This is a genomic window from Pseudovibrio sp. Ad5, assembly GCF_001623095.1.
GTDB lineage: Bacteria > Pseudomonadota > Alphaproteobacteria > Rhizobiales > Stappiaceae > Pseudovibrio.
In genome coordinates, this window is the sequence record NZ_LMCH01000059.1 from 198,602 (window position 1) to 215,972 (window position 17,371).

Here is a 17,371-nt window from a genome sequence, read left to right on the forward strand (position 1 = left end):
CAATGCTTATTTTAGCTAGCGCTAACCTTCTCAGGCTTGATCATCCATTCCTTGCCGCGCAGCATTGCCCACCAGTAAACCGGTGGCAGGATCTGCTCTTTCAGGATCCAGGCTGCGCGCGTCGGCTTGGTGCCATCCAGCAGCCATGTCGGAAAGCTTGGCAGCAAGGTGCCGCCGTACCCAAACTCAGCAAGCACGATCTTTCCGCGCTCCACGGTCAACGGGCAGGAGCCATAGCCGTTGTACATCGCTGGTTGTGAGCGACCTTCGATGTCTGCAACAAGGTTTTCGGCAACGATTGGTGCTTGCATGCGAGCTGCGGCAGCTGTTTTTGCATTGGGTGCGTTCATCACATCACCCAGCGACCAGATGTTGCTGTGCGTTTTGTGGCGCAGCGTTATATGATCCACATCCACCCATCCAGCTGCATCCGCCAGTGGCGAGACACGGATGAAGTCCGGTGCAGATTGCGGTGGGCACACGTGGATCATGTCGAAGTCAACTTCCACCCGCTCAACCGGCGTGTCCGGCTTGGCCACATCAAACCAGGCCTTCTTCCCAGGGCCGTCAATGGCGACCAGATTGTTGAAGAAGTTGAGGTCTGCGTTGTACAGATCGATGTACTTCTCCAGCGCAGGTACATACTCCTTCACACCAAACAGCACGCCGCCCGCATTGTGGAACTGAATGTCGATGTTCTTCAGCACGCCTTGCTTGCGCCAGTAATCACCGGAAAGGTAAAGCGCTTTTTGCGGTGCTCCGGCGCATTTAATTGGCATCGGCGGCTGGGTGAAGAGCGCACGGCCCTCTTTCATGTTGCTCACCAGTTGCCACGTGTAGGGTGCCAGATCGTAACGATAGTTGGAGGTGACGCCGTGCTTGCCAAGCGTGGAGACCAGCCCTTCCACCTTGTGCCAGTCCAGCTTCAGACCGGGGCACACCACAAGGCGATCGTATTTCACGACGCGGCAACCATCCAGAATGACCGCATTGTCTTGCGGTTCAAACGCAGCCACCGCGGATTTAAGCCAGTGCACGCCTCGCGGAATCAGCGAGCCCATGGTTTTAGCGGTCTGGGAGGCATTGAAGATGCCACCGCCAACCATGGTCCAACCCGGCTGATAGTAATGAATATCAGCAGGATCAATGACAGCGATCTCAAGATCGCTCTTACGGGATTTCAAACTCGCGGCCACGGCAATGCCAGCAGCACCGCCGCCCACAATCACCACATCAAACGAGGCATCTGCACGGTCCGTTGGTGTTCTGCCTCCATTGGCAATGCGGCGCACGACGCCTGCCATGTCATAGCCAGCGGACTTAGTGGCTGCCAGAATATCGGCCACGGTCAAAGTCTCAGCCTGACTGAGAGACCACAGCGTGGCACAGCGCGTGCCAGTGCGGCAGTAGGCCAGCACCGGGCGCGGAATTTCGTTCATGGCCTTGCCAAAGGCCTCGGCGTCTTCGTCAGACACCTTACCGGAAATAACCGGCAGATAGCGTGTTTCCAGACCCAGCTTTTTCGCAGCTGCTTCAATCTCGTCAAACACCGGCTGGTCTGCACCTTCCCCGTCCGGACGGTTGCAAACAATACTGCGGAAGCCCAGGTCCGCGATCTTCTGAACGTCTTGCGCAGTAATCTGCGGACAGACAGAAAGTGATGAGCTGATACTCTTAATGTGCATGATGTTTCCCCTCCTCACATCATCAGATCAAAGTGCGTTGACTGGCACTTTGAGCATTGGAACGCCGTCTTCATCGGTCGGCACTGCACCTGCACGCATGTTCACCTGCAAAGACGGAATGATCAGCTTTGGTACGTCCAGCTGTGCATCACGCTCGGTGCGGAATTTGATGAAATCTTCGCGGGAGTGGCCTTTACCAACGTGGATGTTATGTTCTTTCTCCGCGCCCACTGAGGTTTCCCACTCAATGTCGCGGCCATTCGGGCCGTAGTCGTGGCACATGAACAGGCGCATCTCGTCAGGCAACGACAGTACCTTCTGAATGCTGTCATAAAGCGTTGCAGCATCTCCGCCCGGGAAGTCCGCACGAGCAGAGCCGCCATCCGGCATAAACAGGGTATCGCCCGCAAACGTCGCATTGCCCACAACGTGAACCATGCAAGCGGGAGTATGACCCGGTGTGTGAATGGCAAACGCAGTCATGGTGCCGATCTGATAGCTGTCCCCGTCCTTGAACAGCTTGTCAAACTGGCTTCCGTCGCGCTGGAATTCAGTTCCTTCGTTGAACACCTTGCCGAATGTGTCCTGAACCACGGTGATGTTCTCACCAATGCCGATTTTGCCGCCCAACTTCTCCTGAATATACGGAGCAGCAGAGAGGTGGTCGGCATGAACATGGGTCTCAATCAGCCATTCAACCGCCAGGCCATTGTCCTGCACGTATTTGATGATCTCATCCGCATTGTCATAGGTGATGCGGCCCGCTGCATAGTTGATGTCCATAACGGAATCGACGATGGCAACAGAAGATGAGGCAGGATCCTTCACTACATAGCTAATTGTATTGGTGCCGGGGTCAAAAAAGGCCCTGACTTCAGGCTCGACAGCCATGTTCACGGGGTAGTTCGTCATAACTTCCTCAATAAGTTAACGCGTGCGCAGTGGCGGTCGATGGTACGTGCACTTGTTTGTTTTCGTGTTCGACCGCCTGCACAGCCGCCTAAGCATTTCTTATTATATTTTTTTGTCGGAAATCAGTTTGTGATCTCCGGAAACATGCTTAAACGCGGCAGGTTTTAATTCCAAAAATGGAGTAGAACGGGCAAATCCGCACGGCGGAAACCAGCAGCATTACAATGCCAACAATGATTGCGCCATAAAAGAAAAGTGGCTGCAGAAACAAAGAAATGTTGGTAGACAACGGCAGTGCAATCAGCACAACACCGACAATAAAACGAAGAATGCGATCAATAGTTCCAACGTTAGCCATCATAGTCTCGTCCTCCAGGTACGTGGCCTAACGGATAACGAGTCTTCGCAAAGGCTTCAGTGACGAAGTCACCAAACTCCGCTCCAAACCCTTCTTTTCTTCGAAGCGCCTTAAAAATCAATGCGAAATGCCCAAAGGTCATAATGCCAGCTGGCTATCCCAGAACAATCCATAGGTTTCAGAGATCCAATTTCTGGCTAGCATAGCGTTGAAGGGCACAGCCGGAAGATTCGATTGCCCGAGGCGTGCGCCAGAAAGCAGTTGGGGTTCCAGTTGACCGAAGTCTCCGTAGCAAACAAAGATTTTTACACTCAGCTTCACAAATCAAACCCCGGGTACGGCACCTCCTCATCCTACCTGATGGACGTTATCCTGCCGCTGGCACAAGACGTGAAGCCTGCAAGAATTCTGGATTACGGCTGCGGAAAAAGCTCATTGATTGAAGAGCTTGCGGCGAACCTGCAATGCACCTCACACCGCTACGATCCTTGCATTTCAGAATACAACGATATGCCCGATGGGCGTTTCGATCTTGTCCTGAACACAGATGTGCTGGAGCACGTGCCGGAGGATGAACTGGACGACGTTTTGGCGGACATTCAGGCCAGATCAGACAATGTTATCTTCCATATCCCAACCCTTTACGCGACAGCCTTGTTGGCGGACGGCTCCAACGCACACTGCACCGTGCATTCAGCACCGTGGTGGCAGGAGAAACTCTCGCAGCACTTCCCGTATGTTGAGGTTTTGCGCAGCACTAATAACGACCAGCAATTTTATGTCACGTGGGACGCCTCTGCTGAAGCGCGGCAGAACCTGAGACAGGTTTACCGACAGCGCAGGCGCGCCAACTCGGTGGCAAAGCGCAAACACATTCTGCGCATGCTGCGGATGAAGATGTTGAAGGGGTACGTGCCGAAACACGAATTGCAGAACGATATTGCTGGCAAACGCATCGCCGTCGTTGGCAACGCACAATCCCTCAGCAACAAAGAGTATGGACCTGAAATTGACGGCCATGACATCGTGATCCGGCTGAACCGCAGTACAATTCCGCACACCAAAAGCCATGGGCAGAAGCTCTCATGGGTGGCAACAAGCCTCGATATTCCCAAAAGCTTTGTGTATGGCGAGCAGGCGCGGCGGGTTATCTGGACACCGGCTGAACGTAGTTTCTCTCTGCCCCATTGGCTCGCCAGACATAACGATGTTGTCTACCTGATGAAACCCGCAGAGTTGAGGAGTTATCAAGCGCGTACAGAGAAGAAGCCGAGCACCGGTTTCCGCCTATTGGGCCTGCTGGAAGAGCTGGGCGGCTACAAACATATCAACATCTACGGCTTTGACTTCTTCGCCTCCCCCACAAACACCAACCACATTGAGCCCAGCAAGGCGCGGGCGGATCATGATTATGACCGCGAGCATCATGAAGTTCAAAAATGGATGGCTCGCGACCCGAGGGTTTCTCTTAAACTCTGAAGCCTAGTTTTTACGCGTATTCTCATCCTTAAATCGAAACCGCGTTTCGGGAATACGCTCTAGGCTTTTGCCAGAACTTCCAGTCCAGCGCGGTCAACAATCTCGATGGTTCCGCGGGATTGGGTTATCCAGTCACGGCGCTGGAACTCGCGCAGCTGGCGGGAGATGACCTCGCGCGCCGTGCCCAGTTCTGCTGCCATTTGCTGGTGCGTGGTGGCCACCTGCTTGCTGCTGCCAGCAAGTTCCAGCAGTTTTTGCGCAAGGCGGATGTCCATGCGTTGGAACGCAATCTCTTCGATCACCAAAAACAGATCCGTGATGCGCTTGGAGTAGGCGGAGAACACAAAGCGGCGGAAGGTTTCGGATTGGGCAATGAGATCATCAAACACCATGCGCGGAATAGCGACCGCCTGCGTATCCGTTTCCGCGATGCCTTCTGCTGAATAATCCTCATAGGCCAGCAGACAGGCCGTCGTTAGCACGCAGCTTTCACCTGCATGCACACGGTAGAGAATGATCTCGCGTCCACCTTCAGAAAGCTGCTGCACGCGCACGGAACCTGAAAGCAAAAGCAGGAGGTTTTCCGGGGCTTTACCAGGACCAAAGATGATGGTGTCGGCAGGCACAGAGACAATGGTGCTACGATTAACCAGAATGTCCCTGATGTGATTTTCCAGCTTGGAAAGGCCTTGGAATCGATCGATCCAATTGGCAGCAGCGGTTGTCATGGTTTCCTCCCGAAACGCCCCCAAGAATGCGTATATTCTTGGCATAGTGCATAAAAGCGTTTAGCGCAATCAGGGCCTTTAGCAGAAGAATAATCTAATGACCCTGTGCTACCAGCTGCATTCAGGAATAAATTTTCACTTCAGCCTTATTCTGCGCGTTCGCCGACAACACCCAAAGCCTCTTCAGCTGACAAGCGCTCTTCCGGAGATAGCTTCAGCAAACCTTTAATCGCGCCCTTGATGTTGTCCGGTGTGCCGTCCAACCGCGCTTCCAGCTTTTTATCCAGCAAAGATTGATCATTGCTGCTGCCACTGCGGAACTCCTGAAGTTCATCAATCAGCTCCTGCTGCGCATTTTTGCCAGCAGCTGCCGCAACAAGCACAAGACCACCTGCCCAGGAATCCACCTTAGAAGACAGCTCGGCCCCATCAACAAACCGTTCAGGCGGCTGGTTGTTTGGCGTACCGCCTATCTCCATTTCAAAATGCTGGCCATCCTCACAATCGGCGGCAACACCCTCATGCGCCGTTGCATAGTCAAAGCTGGTGATCACCGGTTCTGTGCTGTCTTCCTCGCGAAACTGAATGGTGTCGATGTTCAGATCCTGATGGAAGATGTTCCGCTTTTGCAAAAACGAAACTCCGGCCAGAAGGCCCCCGGCGAAGTCGTTGAGCGGCTCTTCATCCATGCCTTTGTCTTCTGGGAGACGGTCATCCAGCGACCCACCCTTCAGTTTTTCACGGATGGCGAATGGCTCCCCGAACTCCGTCAGGCCTGCGCCTTTCAGCTTCAGAATATTCTCACTGCCGGGCGCCTGATCAAACTCACCAAGTGCGGTGAGAATCTTGGCTTCGTGCACCAACAGCTCAGCCCCGACAAAGGTGGGCGGGGAATCCGGTCCGGCGGAATACGCGTTTGGCCGCTTGATCACAGCATCTTCCATGTACGGATAGTCTTGCACCACGCCAGACGCATCATAAGACAGCACATTTTCCGCATTGGCCGCACCGCCTGTGACAGGAGGACTGACCTTGCCTGTCACATCCATGGCATGCTCTTCAGAAATGCCAAACATGTTGCCATAGGGCTGTTTGCCACCATTTGTATTGCCATGTTGAAAGGCCGAGGGCACGGAGTCCGGCTCAATGACCATGGTTCCGTCTGGTTTGGTTTGCACCTTGATGGGGCTGTTATCCGGAGGCGTTTCACGTGCGTTTGCAGAGCCCGCTGCAGCTTGTGCTGGCGGCAGATCAATGCTCAGGACTCTGGCGACAGCTCTCATCCACGTGTCATAGTCAGCCATTGTCACCTCGGAAAACGTCACCAGCCTTGCGAACCACTCGAGATCTCCTCGTTTCAGCCTGCAGTATCGGGAAGTATCGTTGTTCGCCTATGCGCTGAAAAGCAAACAGCCAAAACAGCGTATAGGCAGCCCTACCAAAATAATGAGAATTGCAGCTACTGCTGCTCATCCTCTGGCTGATCTTCAATCAGCGCCAATGCTTGCTCAGCGGTCATTCGCTCATTCAGATCGATCTTCAGAAGTCCTTTGATCACGGCCTGAATGTTTGGCGGTACATTTGCGATGCGCGGCTCAAGAAAGGCATCATAAAGCCCCTGATCTCTGCGTCCGTCTTGTGCACGAAACTCTGCGGTCTCATCGAGGAAAGCTTGTCGCCCCTCATTACCGATTGCCGCTTGTAACATCAGAACTCCGCCATTCCAGGAGTCGATCTTGCCGGTCATCTGGCCATTTTCATCGTATACTTCCGGCGGTTGAATATCGGGAGAACCACCTCTCCTATAGCCAAAGTCCCGGCCATTTTCGTGGTCAGAGGCAATGCCCTCATGTGCTGAGGCTGTATCAAAATCACTGATAACCGGCACAGTGCTGTCATTTTCGCGAAACAGAATGTTATCAGCCTTCAGGTCCTGATGAATGATGTTCCGATTTTGCAAAAACGCCATGCCAGAGAGAACGCCCTTTGCAAAATCATTCAGTTGCGGCTCTTCCAGACCGCGATCATCAGGGATACGATTTGCAAGTGTGCCGCCATTCATTTCTTCCATGATCAGGAACGGATCACCAAACTGCGAAATGCCAGAGCCTCGATATTCGATGATATTCTCTGCCCCCTTCGCATCTTTAAAATGAGAGAGAGCGGTCAAGATTTTGGTCTCATGCACAATCTGATCGGCACCAACAAACTGCAATGAACCATTTGCCTCTTCCATCGCATGGCATCGTTTGATAGCGGAATCTTCAATATCCGGGAACTTTTGCAGGTATCCTGTCGCGCCACTCGCGAACACACTTTGCAGCCGCTCGTTGCCAACCTTATTGGGCGGTGTGAGCAGACCTTCTACATTCATCGAATGTTCAGTAGGTTCATAAGTCACCTTATCACGCCGACCTAAACTGCGTTCCCGTTTGGCTTTAATCGTGGCTGGAACAGAGCGTCGATCAATAACCATGGTGCCATCATTTTTCCGGTTCAGGCGGATAGGGCTACCTGCCTGCGGCATCTCGTTGTAAACCCGGCGTTCCGGTGGCTGCTCGCCCTCTCCTGGCTGCGGATCATGCTGGTGCAACTCGCGATGCTCGGGCCGTTCCAGTTCCTCAAATTCCTCGTCATCCATATCCTCCTGTTCGCCCGCTTCATAAGGTGGCGGAGGATCGTAAGGCGGCGGGGCCTCAAACGGGATTTCCGGTTGCCGCAAGTCTACACCGCGCTGCTCAACACCCCGCTCAATGTCGCGTTCGTCCTCATCATCTCCAAGCGCCAAAAACTCGCCTTGCTCTTCGATAATGCGGCCTTGCTGATCGTGCGTGGGCCGTTGCTCAATGCCTTCCTCGATGTTTTCCTGCTCTTCATCCTCAACGATGGCCATAAACTCGCCGCGCTCTTCCTCAGGCCCATCAACAATCATGTCTTCAACGGCATTGTCACCTTGCGGAGGGATCTCACCCAGCCGGACATTCAATGCCCGTTCCACAGCATCCAGCCATTGCTCTTGCTCTGGCGGCAGGTTTTCCTGATTTCCAGCGGGGTTTTGGGGTTGGGCAGGCACGGCATTCCTCCGACAATCGGTCCTGAGAGATACAATATATCATGCGAAGAAAAATGCCTTCCGCTAAGTAATGTTTATTGGAGTTTAGGTGTAGGCAGTCTTAGCGAGGCCCGCAAAATTGTGCAGCCTGCGTTTACCCAGTCGCAATCAATGTGCTCGTCAGCTTTCTACACCTACCCCGTGGCGTCCCTTGCCGTGGCTGAAAGCCGTTGCGCCGGAAACGGTCTCTCCGCTGGAGATTACCGAAAGGCCGCGCCGCATCTCGTTCCTGATCGCTTCTGCTTCTGTCATGTCCCACTGTTCAAACATGGAAAGCCGGTCACTGCGCATGCACATTTGCGGAAATTGCGCCATATGCGCCGCCAATTCCTTCGCCCTGGTGAGAGCCTCCCCGTCTTCCACCAGGCGATTGACGAGGCCAAAAGCCACGGCTTCCTCGCCGCTCACACTGCGTCCTGTCAGGATCATATCTGCGGCGCGGGATTGGCCGATCAAACGCGGCAGGCGGATGGTACCCATATCAATCAGTGGCACGCCAAACCGCCGGCAATAGACGCCAAACACCGCAGATTTTCCGGCAACGCGCATATCCGCCCAAAGCGCCAGCTCCAACCCGCCAGCCACTGCATGGCCCTCAATCGCCGCAATCACTGGCTTTGATAGCCGCATTCGAGACGGGCCCATCGGCGCGAAATCGCCTTCCTCTTGCAGGGTATTAAGCTTGCCTTCTGAAATGGCTTTAAGGTCAGCCCCAGCGCAGAACGTGCCTTGAGACCCGGTGAACACGGCAACGGAGAGGCTGTCGTCCTCATCAAAACGAGTAAAGGCATCCACCAGCAGCTGCGCCGTCTCCCCATCCACCGCATTGCGCCGTTCAGGTCTATCCAGCGTAATAACCGCCGTCGTCCCCTCAACCTCAAAACCAACCGCCATAAACCCCTCCCCTGAAATTCAGGAGAAGCCTAACAGAACTTGCCAAGCCCCGTCAGCCATTCAAAGGTGGAGTGTGGGTCTCTATTTGGCAGAGCGTTTACGGGGGATTTATTGCTTGGGCTTTCTTCTAAAGATACGCCCAAGCACGACATCTAAGACCTTTTCGAGGGCAAAGAAGGCTGCACCTGTTCCCAGTATTATGAGGATGGGAATGCGTGTGAGAAAATACAGAAACTCTCAAATGACAAGAAGCCAGCCAAGTATGCCTGTAACCACAAGTGTTTTACTAGGCCTCTTCTTTCCGCCTTCATTTTCCAATAGCTCCTCCCCTCTTCCCGACCTAAACAATATTTGGGGAGAGGATCCAATATTGCAAGTATAGGTTGTTTCTACACTCAAAGCATTTGGGGGTTCGGGAAGATTGGTCATGTGGCTATCGGTATAGACATTTTCAAATCAAAATGTCTATACCGATTCTGAGCATCCAGATCTTCAGAGCTGCGCCAGCAGCAGGCGCAGCTTCTCCAATATTTTACAAGCTGAAGGACGCCAGAGCGCTTGGAGATGTCGCATTGACCAATGAGAAGACCTGTTTGGCGAGCTCAGTCTGAACGTGCTGCGCTTTCTCGCGCGCCAGATCTAAATTCATGTCCTTATCAACGTTTGCGGCAGCCTCAGAATCGACTGGTTCCGCTGGCTGAGACAACCCAGCAATCTTCTCATCACGGATCACACTAATGCTGTTATAAGCCTGATCAAGTGCACCTTGCCAGCTAGCAACGGCTTCTCCCAGAACACTTACAACGCTCTCGGCATCATCACCCTCAAGCATCTCTGAGAAATCGAATGTAAGTACGTTTATCCCTGCCAAACCTGCATTTTCAGCAGCTTTCCCTTGAAGAACCCAAGTCTGCACGCCAGTTAAATCGTTTGGCTCACCATCAGTGCTATCTGGCAGAATATTTACCAGCTCCTCGAGAAGGTCCTCATTCCGGAGGAAGGGATTGGCTGGGTTAAATTCTATGCCATTAGCAAGAATGCCCTGCATGCCTTCCTGAAAATTTCCAAGGCGATCAGCAAGACCTGAATAGTCTCCGTTGTTTTCCGCAAGTGAGGAGTTCATAGAGGTAAACGCGGCTCGAAGTGGAGCAAACTCAAACTGAAGTTCCGCAGCATGATACTTGAGCGACATCTCTGCCAGCACATTTCTAGTTTCTTCAGAAATCAGGCTATCCGAAGTTCCTTCACCAATTGCAACAGGCTTAAAGTCAATCCCTGATGCGTTCGCTCGAAGGGTCTTGAGGCCCTCATCGGTCTCCGGTTGCACCGCAGAGGAGTTGGGTAGCTGCACAGGGTGCTGTGTTTCGAACAGCTGAACACTGCTAGTATTTAAATCAACAGAATTCATGTTTCTGTCCCTCTCTGGAAATAATGGGACATCTCGGTAAATCCGAGTCTGCAGAAGAGCATCATGCACTTTCATCGAAAGTCTGCAGCAAACCTGACAACGGAATCTATTTCAAAGAAAACAACGCAATCAAAGCTGCAAGTATTCTACCACAATACATGCATAAATCACATGAATTATAATAAGCCACGCAGTTCATTACTTAGGAAAATCGATTTCATCAGGTCCGGCCTCAATACACCTGGAACTATATAATGGTATAGACACTTTAGGAACAAACTGTCTATACTGCCTACATGACAGATCTTCCTCTCGCCTATCAGAATCTCGCCGCCGATTATATTCAGAAAACGCATGATGACAGCAGGGCTTTGCGGGGCTCGGTTTATCAGCAGGCGAAGGGGAATGTGGAGAACATTTTCGTCAAGATGCCGGTCGGTGCCGGGCGCAAGAGCCTGTATGTGGGGCCAGCGTTGCAGCCGGAAACACAGGCGAAGGTCGAGCAGATCAAGTATGCCAGCGAGCGGGCGCGAGCGCGGCGTAAGGACCTGAGCGTACTCAACAAAGTCGGTGTGCTGTCGACACACAGCTATGCGGGCCGCGTGCTGGATGCCATGGCCTATCATGGCCTGTTCCGCAATGGCGCCATTCTGGTGGGGACGCTGGCTTATCAGTGCTACCCGCTGCTGTTGGGGTGTACGTTACCATCCACACAGTTGGCGACGGATGATGCAGATCTGGTGGCTGCCTCACTGGCCATCAAAGCAGATGAGGGCATCGATATGCTCTCGATCTTGAAAGACGCCGACCCGAGTTTTGAGCCTATTCCGGAACTGGACGGACGCGCCAAGCCATCGCGTTTCCGCTCTCGCATCGGGTTTGTGGTGGACTTGCTGACCCCAACCCGCAAGCGCGGCGAAAAGCAACCGCTGGAGCTACAGGGGTTGGATGCGGGAGCCATGAGCCTGCAATATCTGGCTTGGTTGATTGACGAGTCCACACCTGCCGCCCTGCCCTTCGGGGCGGGCATTCCGGTGTATGTGCCACGACCAGAACGCTATGCCGTGCACAAGCTCATCATCTCACAAAAGCGCGCGCATACAGCGACAAAGGTGACGAAGGATCTGGCACAGGCCAAAGCTCTGATCGAGGTCATTGGGCGCACCCGCCCCGGCATGATCAGCGACGAACTGCTGGCGGCACAATCCCAAGGCAAGCAAGGTTGGAGCGATCCCATCGTAAAAGCCATGAAAGCCCTCTGGCCCGACGGTTCATGGCAGGAACACCCTGAGTTTGAGGAGTTTGTAGAGGGACTGTAGGCCCGCTTTCAAAACTCACGCCATGAACAGATTGCTGATGTTGCAGTCTTGCGAAAGATGCCCTTTCTCCCAAATGGAATAAACAATATTCCCAGCAGTATTGAGGACAGAAGGCCCTAACTCATTTCCGTTCATATCAACGGGCACAAAATGAAACTGCTGAGAAGTGTTTGTACCGCCCCTATCAAAAATCCGATAGCACATATCCGGCTTCAGCTCTCCGTCCATCTGTCCTTTGATAAACGCGGTTTTCAAATACCCGTAGCTATCAAACTCACCGTTTCCAACCCACATAACACTCCCCTTAGTATTGGCCTCACTAGCATCAAAGCTGAGAGTATCGCCTGCATACATACAGAGCATCTCTACCTTTATAGGGAGCTAAAGTCACGATAGCAGCACACCGACCTCTGAGCATTCAGGGGGCTTACTGCCCCTCAGGTTTCTTGAAGACTTAAGGAAGACGCGTTATATTAGGCAAGTGGAACGGGAAGCGCTAACTCCCCGCTCCGGTTGTTAGGTTATCCTAAAAAGAGCCCGAAAGTAGACTGCCAGTCGTCTTCGGGCTCTTTTTACTTTGAACCTCAATTCAAATCTCACCTAACCACCACCTCCTTTGACCAGGCTTTGCTTCTGTCGGAGTGCCTAACCTCTCCAATTGCACGGACTGGCGCGTGCTGCTGCTTCGCAAAGGGGTGGTATAGGAGAGCCTATGCTGACAGGAACAGACCGACAACATTATGATTTATCTAGCTTATTATCACTGGTTTATTTTAAAGGGCGAGATCTACTAGTTTCGAGTACTCTCAGCTCACACCCTCAACTCGCCTCAGTCACACTCACATGTTTCATCAGGAAAGCATGGAACACCGCGTCAAACTCCTCCGGCTTTTCGATGTAGGCGGTGTGGCCGCAGTTCCTGACCACGTAACGCTCAACGCTTCCACCATTTGCCTCATAGCGGTCCAGCGCTTGGGAGGTCTGGGTGACCATCGGCTGCGGTGGGAAGGCCTCTTCGCCGGGCCAGCTGGGGAGGAAACCGAGTTTGCCTAATGAGCCCAGATCAAACATGGAGGCATCAGAGACAACGAGATCATCCGCGCCATGCACCCAAAGCACAGGCGGTTTGGCCTCAACATCACAGAACCCCAGAGGGTTTGCCTGACGGGTGGGTACAAGTGCATTGGTGCTGCCATAACGGCCCGGAGCGACACCCGGCCAATTGGGCGAGGGCACCACATCCCCCGGATAGGATTTGTCGCCGGTATGCTGCGCAAACACGGTTGTCATGTAATCGCCTAGCCGCGTGGGCTGGAAGGGCGGCTTCCAGACAAACGTATTGAGGATGTTGCGCGGAGAAAAATCACTCCCCGTACTGCTGTCTTTGCCCATAAGCAGCTTCACAAACTCAGGGTTCACCGCCGCAGCCCCGCTGCCTGCCCCGTCTTCAAAACACGGCGAGCCATCCGCTTTGCAGCACCCAAAGCCAAAGGGAGAGGACGGGCTGACTTGCGTGAGAGACAGCACTCGCTGCGGATAATCAGCAAGAAACTGCCAGAGCACTCCGCCGCCGAGCGAGTGGCCAACCATATGCGCAGCCTCAATCCCCAACTCGTCCATCAGCGCGGCAAGGTCATCGGAAAAATCCTTGGTGCCACGGGTTGCATCCACCACAGCGGCAGGGTCAGCGCCTGCATACCCGCGCAAATCTGGCGCAATGGCACGAAAAAACTCGGGCAAGCGCTGCATAGTTTCTTCAAACCACGTGGCAGCAGAAAGACTGCCATGAATAAAGAAGATCGGCACACCGTCTTCAGGGCCAGAGAACAGCACCCGCGTGGTCAATCGCTTAGATTGAACAGACCGCGCTTCGAGAAGTGTTGGAATCTCAATCATCTTCACCCCAATGCTTTGGTGCACATTACGAGCTGGCCCAAGGAAATGCCTGGGACAAACACGCAGGACCAACGGCTTAAAGCAGTTTCGTTGCCCTCAAATAAAGGCAAACCACCTCAAATAGCTAAAATTTGAAGAATGATGGCGGCGCGAATGCACCAATGTCAAGATACCACGCCATGCACGTATGGTGGGCAGAAACGGGAGAGCAGGCGACAAAGGCAGAGGCGTGCGGTTCCCGTCACCGTGCCCGCTTGGCAGGTGTCGCGAGGGCTTTGATTTCCAGCAGGGCTTTTACTGCGATTTTGCGACTGGTCAGGCTGAGTTGCCGCTGCCAGGCGTCTTCATGACGCGACCAGCGGAACGCATTGCTCTTTAAGATTCGGCAGATCTCCTCGCTGGGTTGCTCATCAAACACAAACTGAATGCGGTTGATACGCGGGTTTTCTCTCACCGTCAGCCCAGAAATACGAATGCTTCCCGGTTCAACCAGTTGCTGTTGTTGCCGAGGATTGTCTTGGTGCATAGCCTCGATCCTTTTTCTATATGCTATTCCTGAACAGACAGAGACGGGATGCCAACGGGCAGGTCTGATCTGATGCCAGTTAATTGACCCGTTGAACTCCCTCTCCGCATCACCCGGCACAGGGGCGTGGTGCTGCAATCACCCTCAATCTACGTAGGTAGGGTCACCTGAATGTTGAAGCAGGGCGAGAACCCGTAGACTGCGATCCTGCAGGTCCTCATTGTGTCCCATAATTGCGTGATTGATAGTGAGCAGCATGTCGTATTCCCGTGTGTGCTCCAGCCGGCTAGTCAAAACGATGTTCAGAGCTTCCACGAGGTTCTTCAATTGGCAGGATGCAAGTTGAAGGCCTTCTAATTCCTGATGAAAAGAGGTTTCGTCCTCTCTGATAATATTCAATTCCGACATTCCGCCTCACCCCGTATTTTTTAAATTAATGACCTATTCCGTGTTTTTATTATCCCGCGAATGCCTCCGGTATTTTGCAGGAGACACCCCAAACTGCCGCGTGAACGCGCTTATGAAATTGTTGTAGTGGCGATAGCCAATGTGCTGCGCGATTTTAGAGAGCGAGGCATCGCTCTGCTCAATCGTTTTGCGTGCAATCTCCAGCCGCTCATTGCGGTAGACCTCAAAAACCGTCCCTCCGAAAATCTTCTTGAAACCGCTGTTCAGGCGCTTCTCGCCAAGGTTCACTTTGTACGCCAGATCACTCAAAGACAGCGGCGTGCTGAGGCTGCCCATCAGCAGCTTGTAGGCTCGCTGCACACTCGCCACTTCGTACTCGTTAAGCATTCCGCCAGCCGACACCTGATTGCTGAGAAAGTTGGCTTTCAGAGCCAGCAATTGCAGCACGGCGCCTTCAATAAACAGGTTCCGCATGGTCCCAACCAGCGGACTGCTGATCACAGACCGCACAAGCCGCCGCATCTCTGGTGTCGGGCGAAACTCCAACAGGTTAAACTCCGGCTCGCTTCGCTTCAGAAACGGAAGGAACGTGGCAGGAATGTCGTCTTCAAGAGCCCGTGCGAGGAACTCCTCTGAAATTGAATAGGAGAGCAACTGCAGGTCGGTGCCGCGCGCAATCTGAAATTTGGTGGTAGAGGGGCCGTATCTGACAAAATTAGCCCGATCCGCACTCAGACTAAATTGCCCAACCCCGGAGACTGTTGCAACCAACGAGCCTTGTAAAAGAAAATTTCCGGATATCGTGCAGGCTTCGTTTCTAAAAGAAGTATAACAAGCGCTAAAATCCCGTTTTGGAAGTATTTTGGCAATCCGAACCTGAAGCTCTTGGTTGTATTCAATATTGCTAATTATAGCAGAGACGTTTTCGTTGTTTACGTAGAGTGGAGCAGATGCGTCAAAGTACTTTCTGAAATGACCGTCACGTATATAGGTCCACTCTGATTGCATTAAATATTCCACTCATAACTATTCCAAAAATAAATTCATTATGCATTTATACCTAGTGCATAATTTTAGTATCAACTAAACAGCGAAACTTAACCCCAGTATTACCCTTGCGAATATTTTCGGCCTTCAAGAATAGAAAAACGGGCACAATTACTTACGGGTATGAACACCATAGTTTTCAAATGGATGCGCACAGGCCCACAGTACACACCCCGCAAATGGGTGTGTTTTAAAGCTAAATCAGTAAATCCTGAAATGAATTCAGGCCTTTTTCAAAGCCTGCTGCATGGCGCGGTAGGATTGGGTTTGCAGGGCGTTTGAGGAGAGGTTGAAGCTGTTGGCCAGTTCGCCGATCTCCTGCTCGTGCTGAGATAGCATGTCGGCGTCATCTGTCATGATAGCCAGTTCAACAAAACGGCCAAGGTCAGGGACTTCATCCAGCGTGATGTGGAACTTGCCGAGAAAGTAGATGTCGCGCTTCTTTTCCAGCCGCTCGACCTCCTCAAACCCCAAAGACAGAATCATGGCGTTCGTCTGATCTGCATCTGCCATATCCATGGAGATACATTTGTCCGGCCCCGGCCCTTTGCTGATCCAGAGTGCACGGCCTGACGGGCGCATGACACGCAGCACGTGTTGCTGGTTGTTGTTGGCAAGGCGCCTGTCTGCAAGGTCATAAAAGATGTCTTGCTCGGTATTGCCAAGGGTGAAGGGCACGGCTCCACGCGCTTCCAGCTGACTGCGGATCACTTCAAGATCGGCAACAGCGTATTTGCGCTCCACTTCATAGATACCTTTGAAGTGATCCCCCGGATCACACAGCATGCCTTTGGTTTGAAGATCGGTCCCAGTCATCACAGGCTCCCTAAGCTCATAAGAGTATCCTTAAAAAGCGTTTGAGAGGGATGCAAGAGCGGAAGCATCACGGACCACTGTTACGTGACCCGTGATGTATGTTTGTGTCGCTAAAGGCCCTTATGGTCGGGAGGCATATTGGGTGCCGACCTTGTAGCGCTTCATCTCGCTGTCGGTCATCCAATGCACATCTTCCGGCGGCGCGGCTTCCAGTGTGTACCAGTAGAACAGCGGATCGATGCCGATGTTTTTGTAGTACTTGAGATACTTCTCGTGCTCCTTATGCGTTTTGGACAAGTCCAGCGCGTTGTAATCCTCAGCACTCCATGAATGCACACCAATGCGCGCGCCCTTCACCACAACTCGCTTTTTACCCGCAAGGAAGAAGTCCGTCCCACCAGACGCGATAATACCGTTTGACGGAATAACCGTGGTCAGCCCGCGTTCATGAACTATGCGGCCCGCCTCCAGATTGGCGTAATCATCATCGGAACCCGGTACATCCACCATGACGATGCGTTTGATCTTCGGGTTCTCATCCAAAGCCGCCCGCAAATCAATCGGCGTGGACGAGCTGATGACTCCATTCATCAGCAGTTCTCCATCCACGGCCTCAAACCGTGCAATCTCGTAGTCATCTTCAATCGAGCCACACCCGGCCAGCACCAGCACCAACAACGCCGCTGCGGGCCAAACTATCATCTTCTTCAAAGCCACCATTCCAAATCCATCAAGTCGTTCTTGTTGGCCTAGTGCTTCTCATAGGTGGGATGAAGGCTGGGT

The 17,371-nt window shown here is 52.8% G+C and carries 17 protein-coding genes; 2 read left to right on the forward strand and 15 right to left on the reverse strand.

Annotated elements, in window-relative coordinates; translation table 11 throughout:
* Nucleotides 1–11: 11 nt before the first annotated feature.
* From PsAD5_RS17255 to PsAD5_RS17265, 3 genes are all read right to left on the reverse strand, one after another.
* On the reverse strand, nucleotides 12–1,685 hold the full coding sequence (locus PsAD5_RS17255) for a bifunctional protein tyrosine phosphatase family protein/NAD(P)/FAD-dependent oxidoreductase (protein ID WP_063292975.1): 1,674 nt from the start codon (nucleotides 1,683–1,685) through the stop codon (nucleotides 12–14).
* 27 nt (nucleotides 1,686–1,712) lie between these two features.
* Nucleotides 1,713–2,597, reverse strand: a complete 885-nt coding sequence (locus tag PsAD5_RS17260) for an MBL fold metallo-hydrolase (protein WP_057462117.1) — start codon at nucleotides 2,595–2,597, stop codon at nucleotides 1,713–1,715.
* Nucleotides 2,598–2,745: 148 nt separating this feature from the next.
* Nucleotides 2,746–2,958 carry a YgaP family membrane protein gene (locus PsAD5_RS17265; protein ID WP_063292976.1) on the reverse strand — a complete coding sequence of 71 codons (213 nt, stop codon included), beginning with the start codon at nucleotides 2,956–2,958 and terminating at the stop codon, nucleotides 2,746–2,748.
* A 270-nt stretch (nucleotides 2,959–3,228) separates the two neighbouring features.
* Between PsAD5_RS17265 and PsAD5_RS17270 the strand changes: the two genes are divergently transcribed.
* Complete coding sequence (locus PsAD5_RS17270; RefSeq protein ID WP_208988673.1) at nucleotides 3,229–4,434, forward strand: glycosyltransferase family 29 protein; 1,206 nt, start codon at nucleotides 3,229–3,231, stop codon at nucleotides 4,432–4,434.
* Between the two features lie 59 nt (nucleotides 4,435–4,493).
* Here the strand turns inward: PsAD5_RS17270 and PsAD5_RS17275 are convergent, their stop codons facing one another.
* From PsAD5_RS17275 to PsAD5_RS17295, 5 genes are all read right to left on the reverse strand, one after another.
* Nucleotides 4,494–5,162 carry a Crp/Fnr family transcriptional regulator gene (locus PsAD5_RS17275; RefSeq protein WP_063287872.1) on the reverse strand — a complete coding sequence of 223 codons (669 nt, stop codon included), beginning with the start codon at nucleotides 5,160–5,162 and terminating at the stop codon, nucleotides 4,494–4,496.
* Nucleotides 5,163–5,308: 146 nt separating this feature from the next.
* Nucleotides 5,309–6,466 (reverse strand): protein kinase domain-containing protein, encoded by a 1,158-nt coding sequence (locus PsAD5_RS17280; RefSeq protein ID WP_063292978.1) that lies wholly within the window; start codon nucleotides 6,464–6,466, stop codon nucleotides 5,309–5,311.
* Nucleotides 6,467–6,621: 155 nt separating this feature from the next.
* Nucleotides 6,622–8,235, reverse strand: a complete 1,614-nt coding sequence (locus PsAD5_RS17285; RefSeq protein ID WP_063292979.1) for a protein kinase domain-containing protein — start codon at nucleotides 8,233–8,235, stop codon at nucleotides 6,622–6,624.
* 159 nt (nucleotides 8,236–8,394) lie between these two features.
* A complete protein-coding gene (locus PsAD5_RS17290) occupies nucleotides 8,395–9,168 on the reverse strand; it encodes a crotonase/enoyl-CoA hydratase family protein (RefSeq protein ID WP_063292980.1) in 774 nt (257 codons plus the stop codon).
* A gap of 532 nt (nucleotides 9,169–9,700) precedes the next feature.
* On the reverse strand, nucleotides 9,701–10,576 hold the full coding sequence (locus PsAD5_RS17295; RefSeq protein WP_063292981.1) for a hypothetical protein: 876 nt from the start codon (nucleotides 10,574–10,576) through the stop codon (nucleotides 9,701–9,703).
* Between the two features lie 296 nt (nucleotides 10,577–10,872).
* Between PsAD5_RS17295 and PsAD5_RS17300 the strand changes: the two genes are divergently transcribed.
* A complete protein-coding gene (locus PsAD5_RS17300) occupies nucleotides 10,873–11,895 on the forward strand; it encodes a GSU2403 family nucleotidyltransferase fold protein (protein ID WP_063292982.1) in 1,023 nt (340 codons plus the stop codon).
* A 15-nt stretch (nucleotides 11,896–11,910) separates the two neighbouring features.
* On the opposite strand, the gene PsAD5_RS17305 is transcribed toward PsAD5_RS17300, so the two are convergent.
* From PsAD5_RS17305 to PsAD5_RS17335, 7 genes are all read right to left on the reverse strand, one after another.
* A complete protein-coding gene (locus PsAD5_RS17305) occupies nucleotides 11,911–12,189 on the reverse strand; it encodes a hypothetical protein (RefSeq protein ID WP_153040724.1) in 279 nt (92 codons plus the stop codon).
* A gap of 525 nt (nucleotides 12,190–12,714) precedes the next feature.
* Nucleotides 12,715–13,791: an alpha/beta hydrolase gene (locus PsAD5_RS17310; RefSeq protein WP_063292984.1), complete on the reverse strand. Its 1,077-nt coding sequence runs from the start codon at nucleotides 13,789–13,791 to the stop codon at nucleotides 12,715–12,717.
* A 241-nt stretch (nucleotides 13,792–14,032) separates the two neighbouring features.
* Nucleotides 14,033–14,317: a hypothetical protein gene (locus PsAD5_RS17315; RefSeq protein ID WP_063292985.1), complete on the reverse strand. Its 285-nt coding sequence runs from the start codon at nucleotides 14,315–14,317 to the stop codon at nucleotides 14,033–14,035.
* 144 nt (nucleotides 14,318–14,461) lie between these two features.
* A complete protein-coding gene (locus PsAD5_RS17320; protein ID WP_063287863.1) occupies nucleotides 14,462–14,725 on the reverse strand; it encodes a hypothetical protein in 264 nt (87 codons plus the stop codon).
* Nucleotides 14,726–14,758: 33 nt separating this feature from the next.
* The gene (locus PsAD5_RS17325) at nucleotides 14,759–15,496 is read right to left on the reverse strand and encodes an AraC family transcriptional regulator (RefSeq protein WP_208980887.1); all 738 of its coding nucleotides are present in this window, start codon (nucleotides 15,494–15,496) and stop codon (nucleotides 14,759–14,761) included.
* A 498-nt stretch (nucleotides 15,497–15,994) separates the two neighbouring features.
* Entirely contained in the window at nucleotides 15,995–16,588 is a 594-nt protein-coding gene (cyaB, locus tag PsAD5_RS17330) for a class IV adenylate cyclase (RefSeq protein WP_057462130.1), read from the reverse strand.
* A gap of 120 nt (nucleotides 16,589–16,708) precedes the next feature.
* Nucleotides 16,709–17,308: a COG3904 family protein gene (locus PsAD5_RS17335; protein WP_063292986.1), complete on the reverse strand. Its 600-nt coding sequence runs from the start codon at nucleotides 17,306–17,308 to the stop codon at nucleotides 16,709–16,711.
* Between the last annotated feature and the right edge of the window lie 63 nt (nucleotides 17,309–17,371).

Bases quoted from the DNA above. Each gene is read 5' to 3' on its own strand.
- PsAD5_RS17255 (WP_063292975.1), bottom strand. From the start codon at position 1,685: ATGCACATTAAGAGTATCAGCTCATCACTTTCTGTCTGTCCGCAGATT.
- PsAD5_RS17260 (WP_057462117.1), bottom strand. From the start codon at position 2,597: ATGACGAACTACCCCGTGAACATGGCTGTCGAGCCTGAAGTCAGGGCC.
- PsAD5_RS17265 (WP_063292976.1), bottom strand. From the start codon at position 2,958: ATGATGGCTAACGTTGGAACTATTGATCGCATTCTTCGTTTTATTGTC.
- PsAD5_RS17275 (WP_063287872.1), bottom strand. From the start codon at position 5,162: ATGACAACCGCTGCTGCCAATTGGATCGATCGATTCCAAGGCCTTTCC.
- PsAD5_RS17280 (WP_063292978.1), bottom strand. From the start codon at position 6,466: ATGGCTGACTATGACACGTGGATGAGAGCTGTCGCCAGAGTCCTGAGC.
- PsAD5_RS17290 (WP_063292980.1), bottom strand. From the start codon at position 9,168: ATGGCGGTTGGTTTTGAGGTTGAGGGGACGACGGCGGTTATTACGCTG.
- PsAD5_RS17295 (WP_063292981.1), bottom strand. From the start codon at position 10,576: ATGAATTCTGTTGATTTAAATACTAGCAGTGTTCAGCTGTTCGAAACA.
- PsAD5_RS17300 (WP_063292982.1), top strand. From the start codon at position 10,873: ATGACAGATCTTCCTCTCGCCTATCAGAATCTCGCCGCCGATTATATT.
- PsAD5_RS17305 (WP_153040724.1), bottom strand. From the start codon at position 12,189: ATGTGGGTTGGAAACGGTGAGTTTGATAGCTACGGGTATTTGAAAACC.
- PsAD5_RS17310 (WP_063292984.1), bottom strand. From the start codon at position 13,791: ATGATTGAGATTCCAACACTTCTCGAAGCGCGGTCTGTTCAATCTAAG.
- PsAD5_RS17315 (WP_063292985.1), bottom strand. From the start codon at position 14,317: ATGCACCAAGACAATCCTCGGCAACAACAGCAACTGGTTGAACCGGGA.
- PsAD5_RS17320 (WP_063287863.1), bottom strand. From the start codon at position 14,725: ATGTCGGAATTGAATATTATCAGAGAGGACGAAACCTCTTTTCATCAG.
- cyaB (WP_057462130.1), bottom strand. From the start codon at position 16,588: ATGACTGGGACCGATCTTCAAACCAAAGGCATGCTGTGTGATCCGGGG.
- PsAD5_RS17335 (WP_063292986.1), bottom strand. From the start codon at position 17,308: ATGGTGGCTTTGAAGAAGATGATAGTTTGGCCCGCAGCGGCGTTGTTG.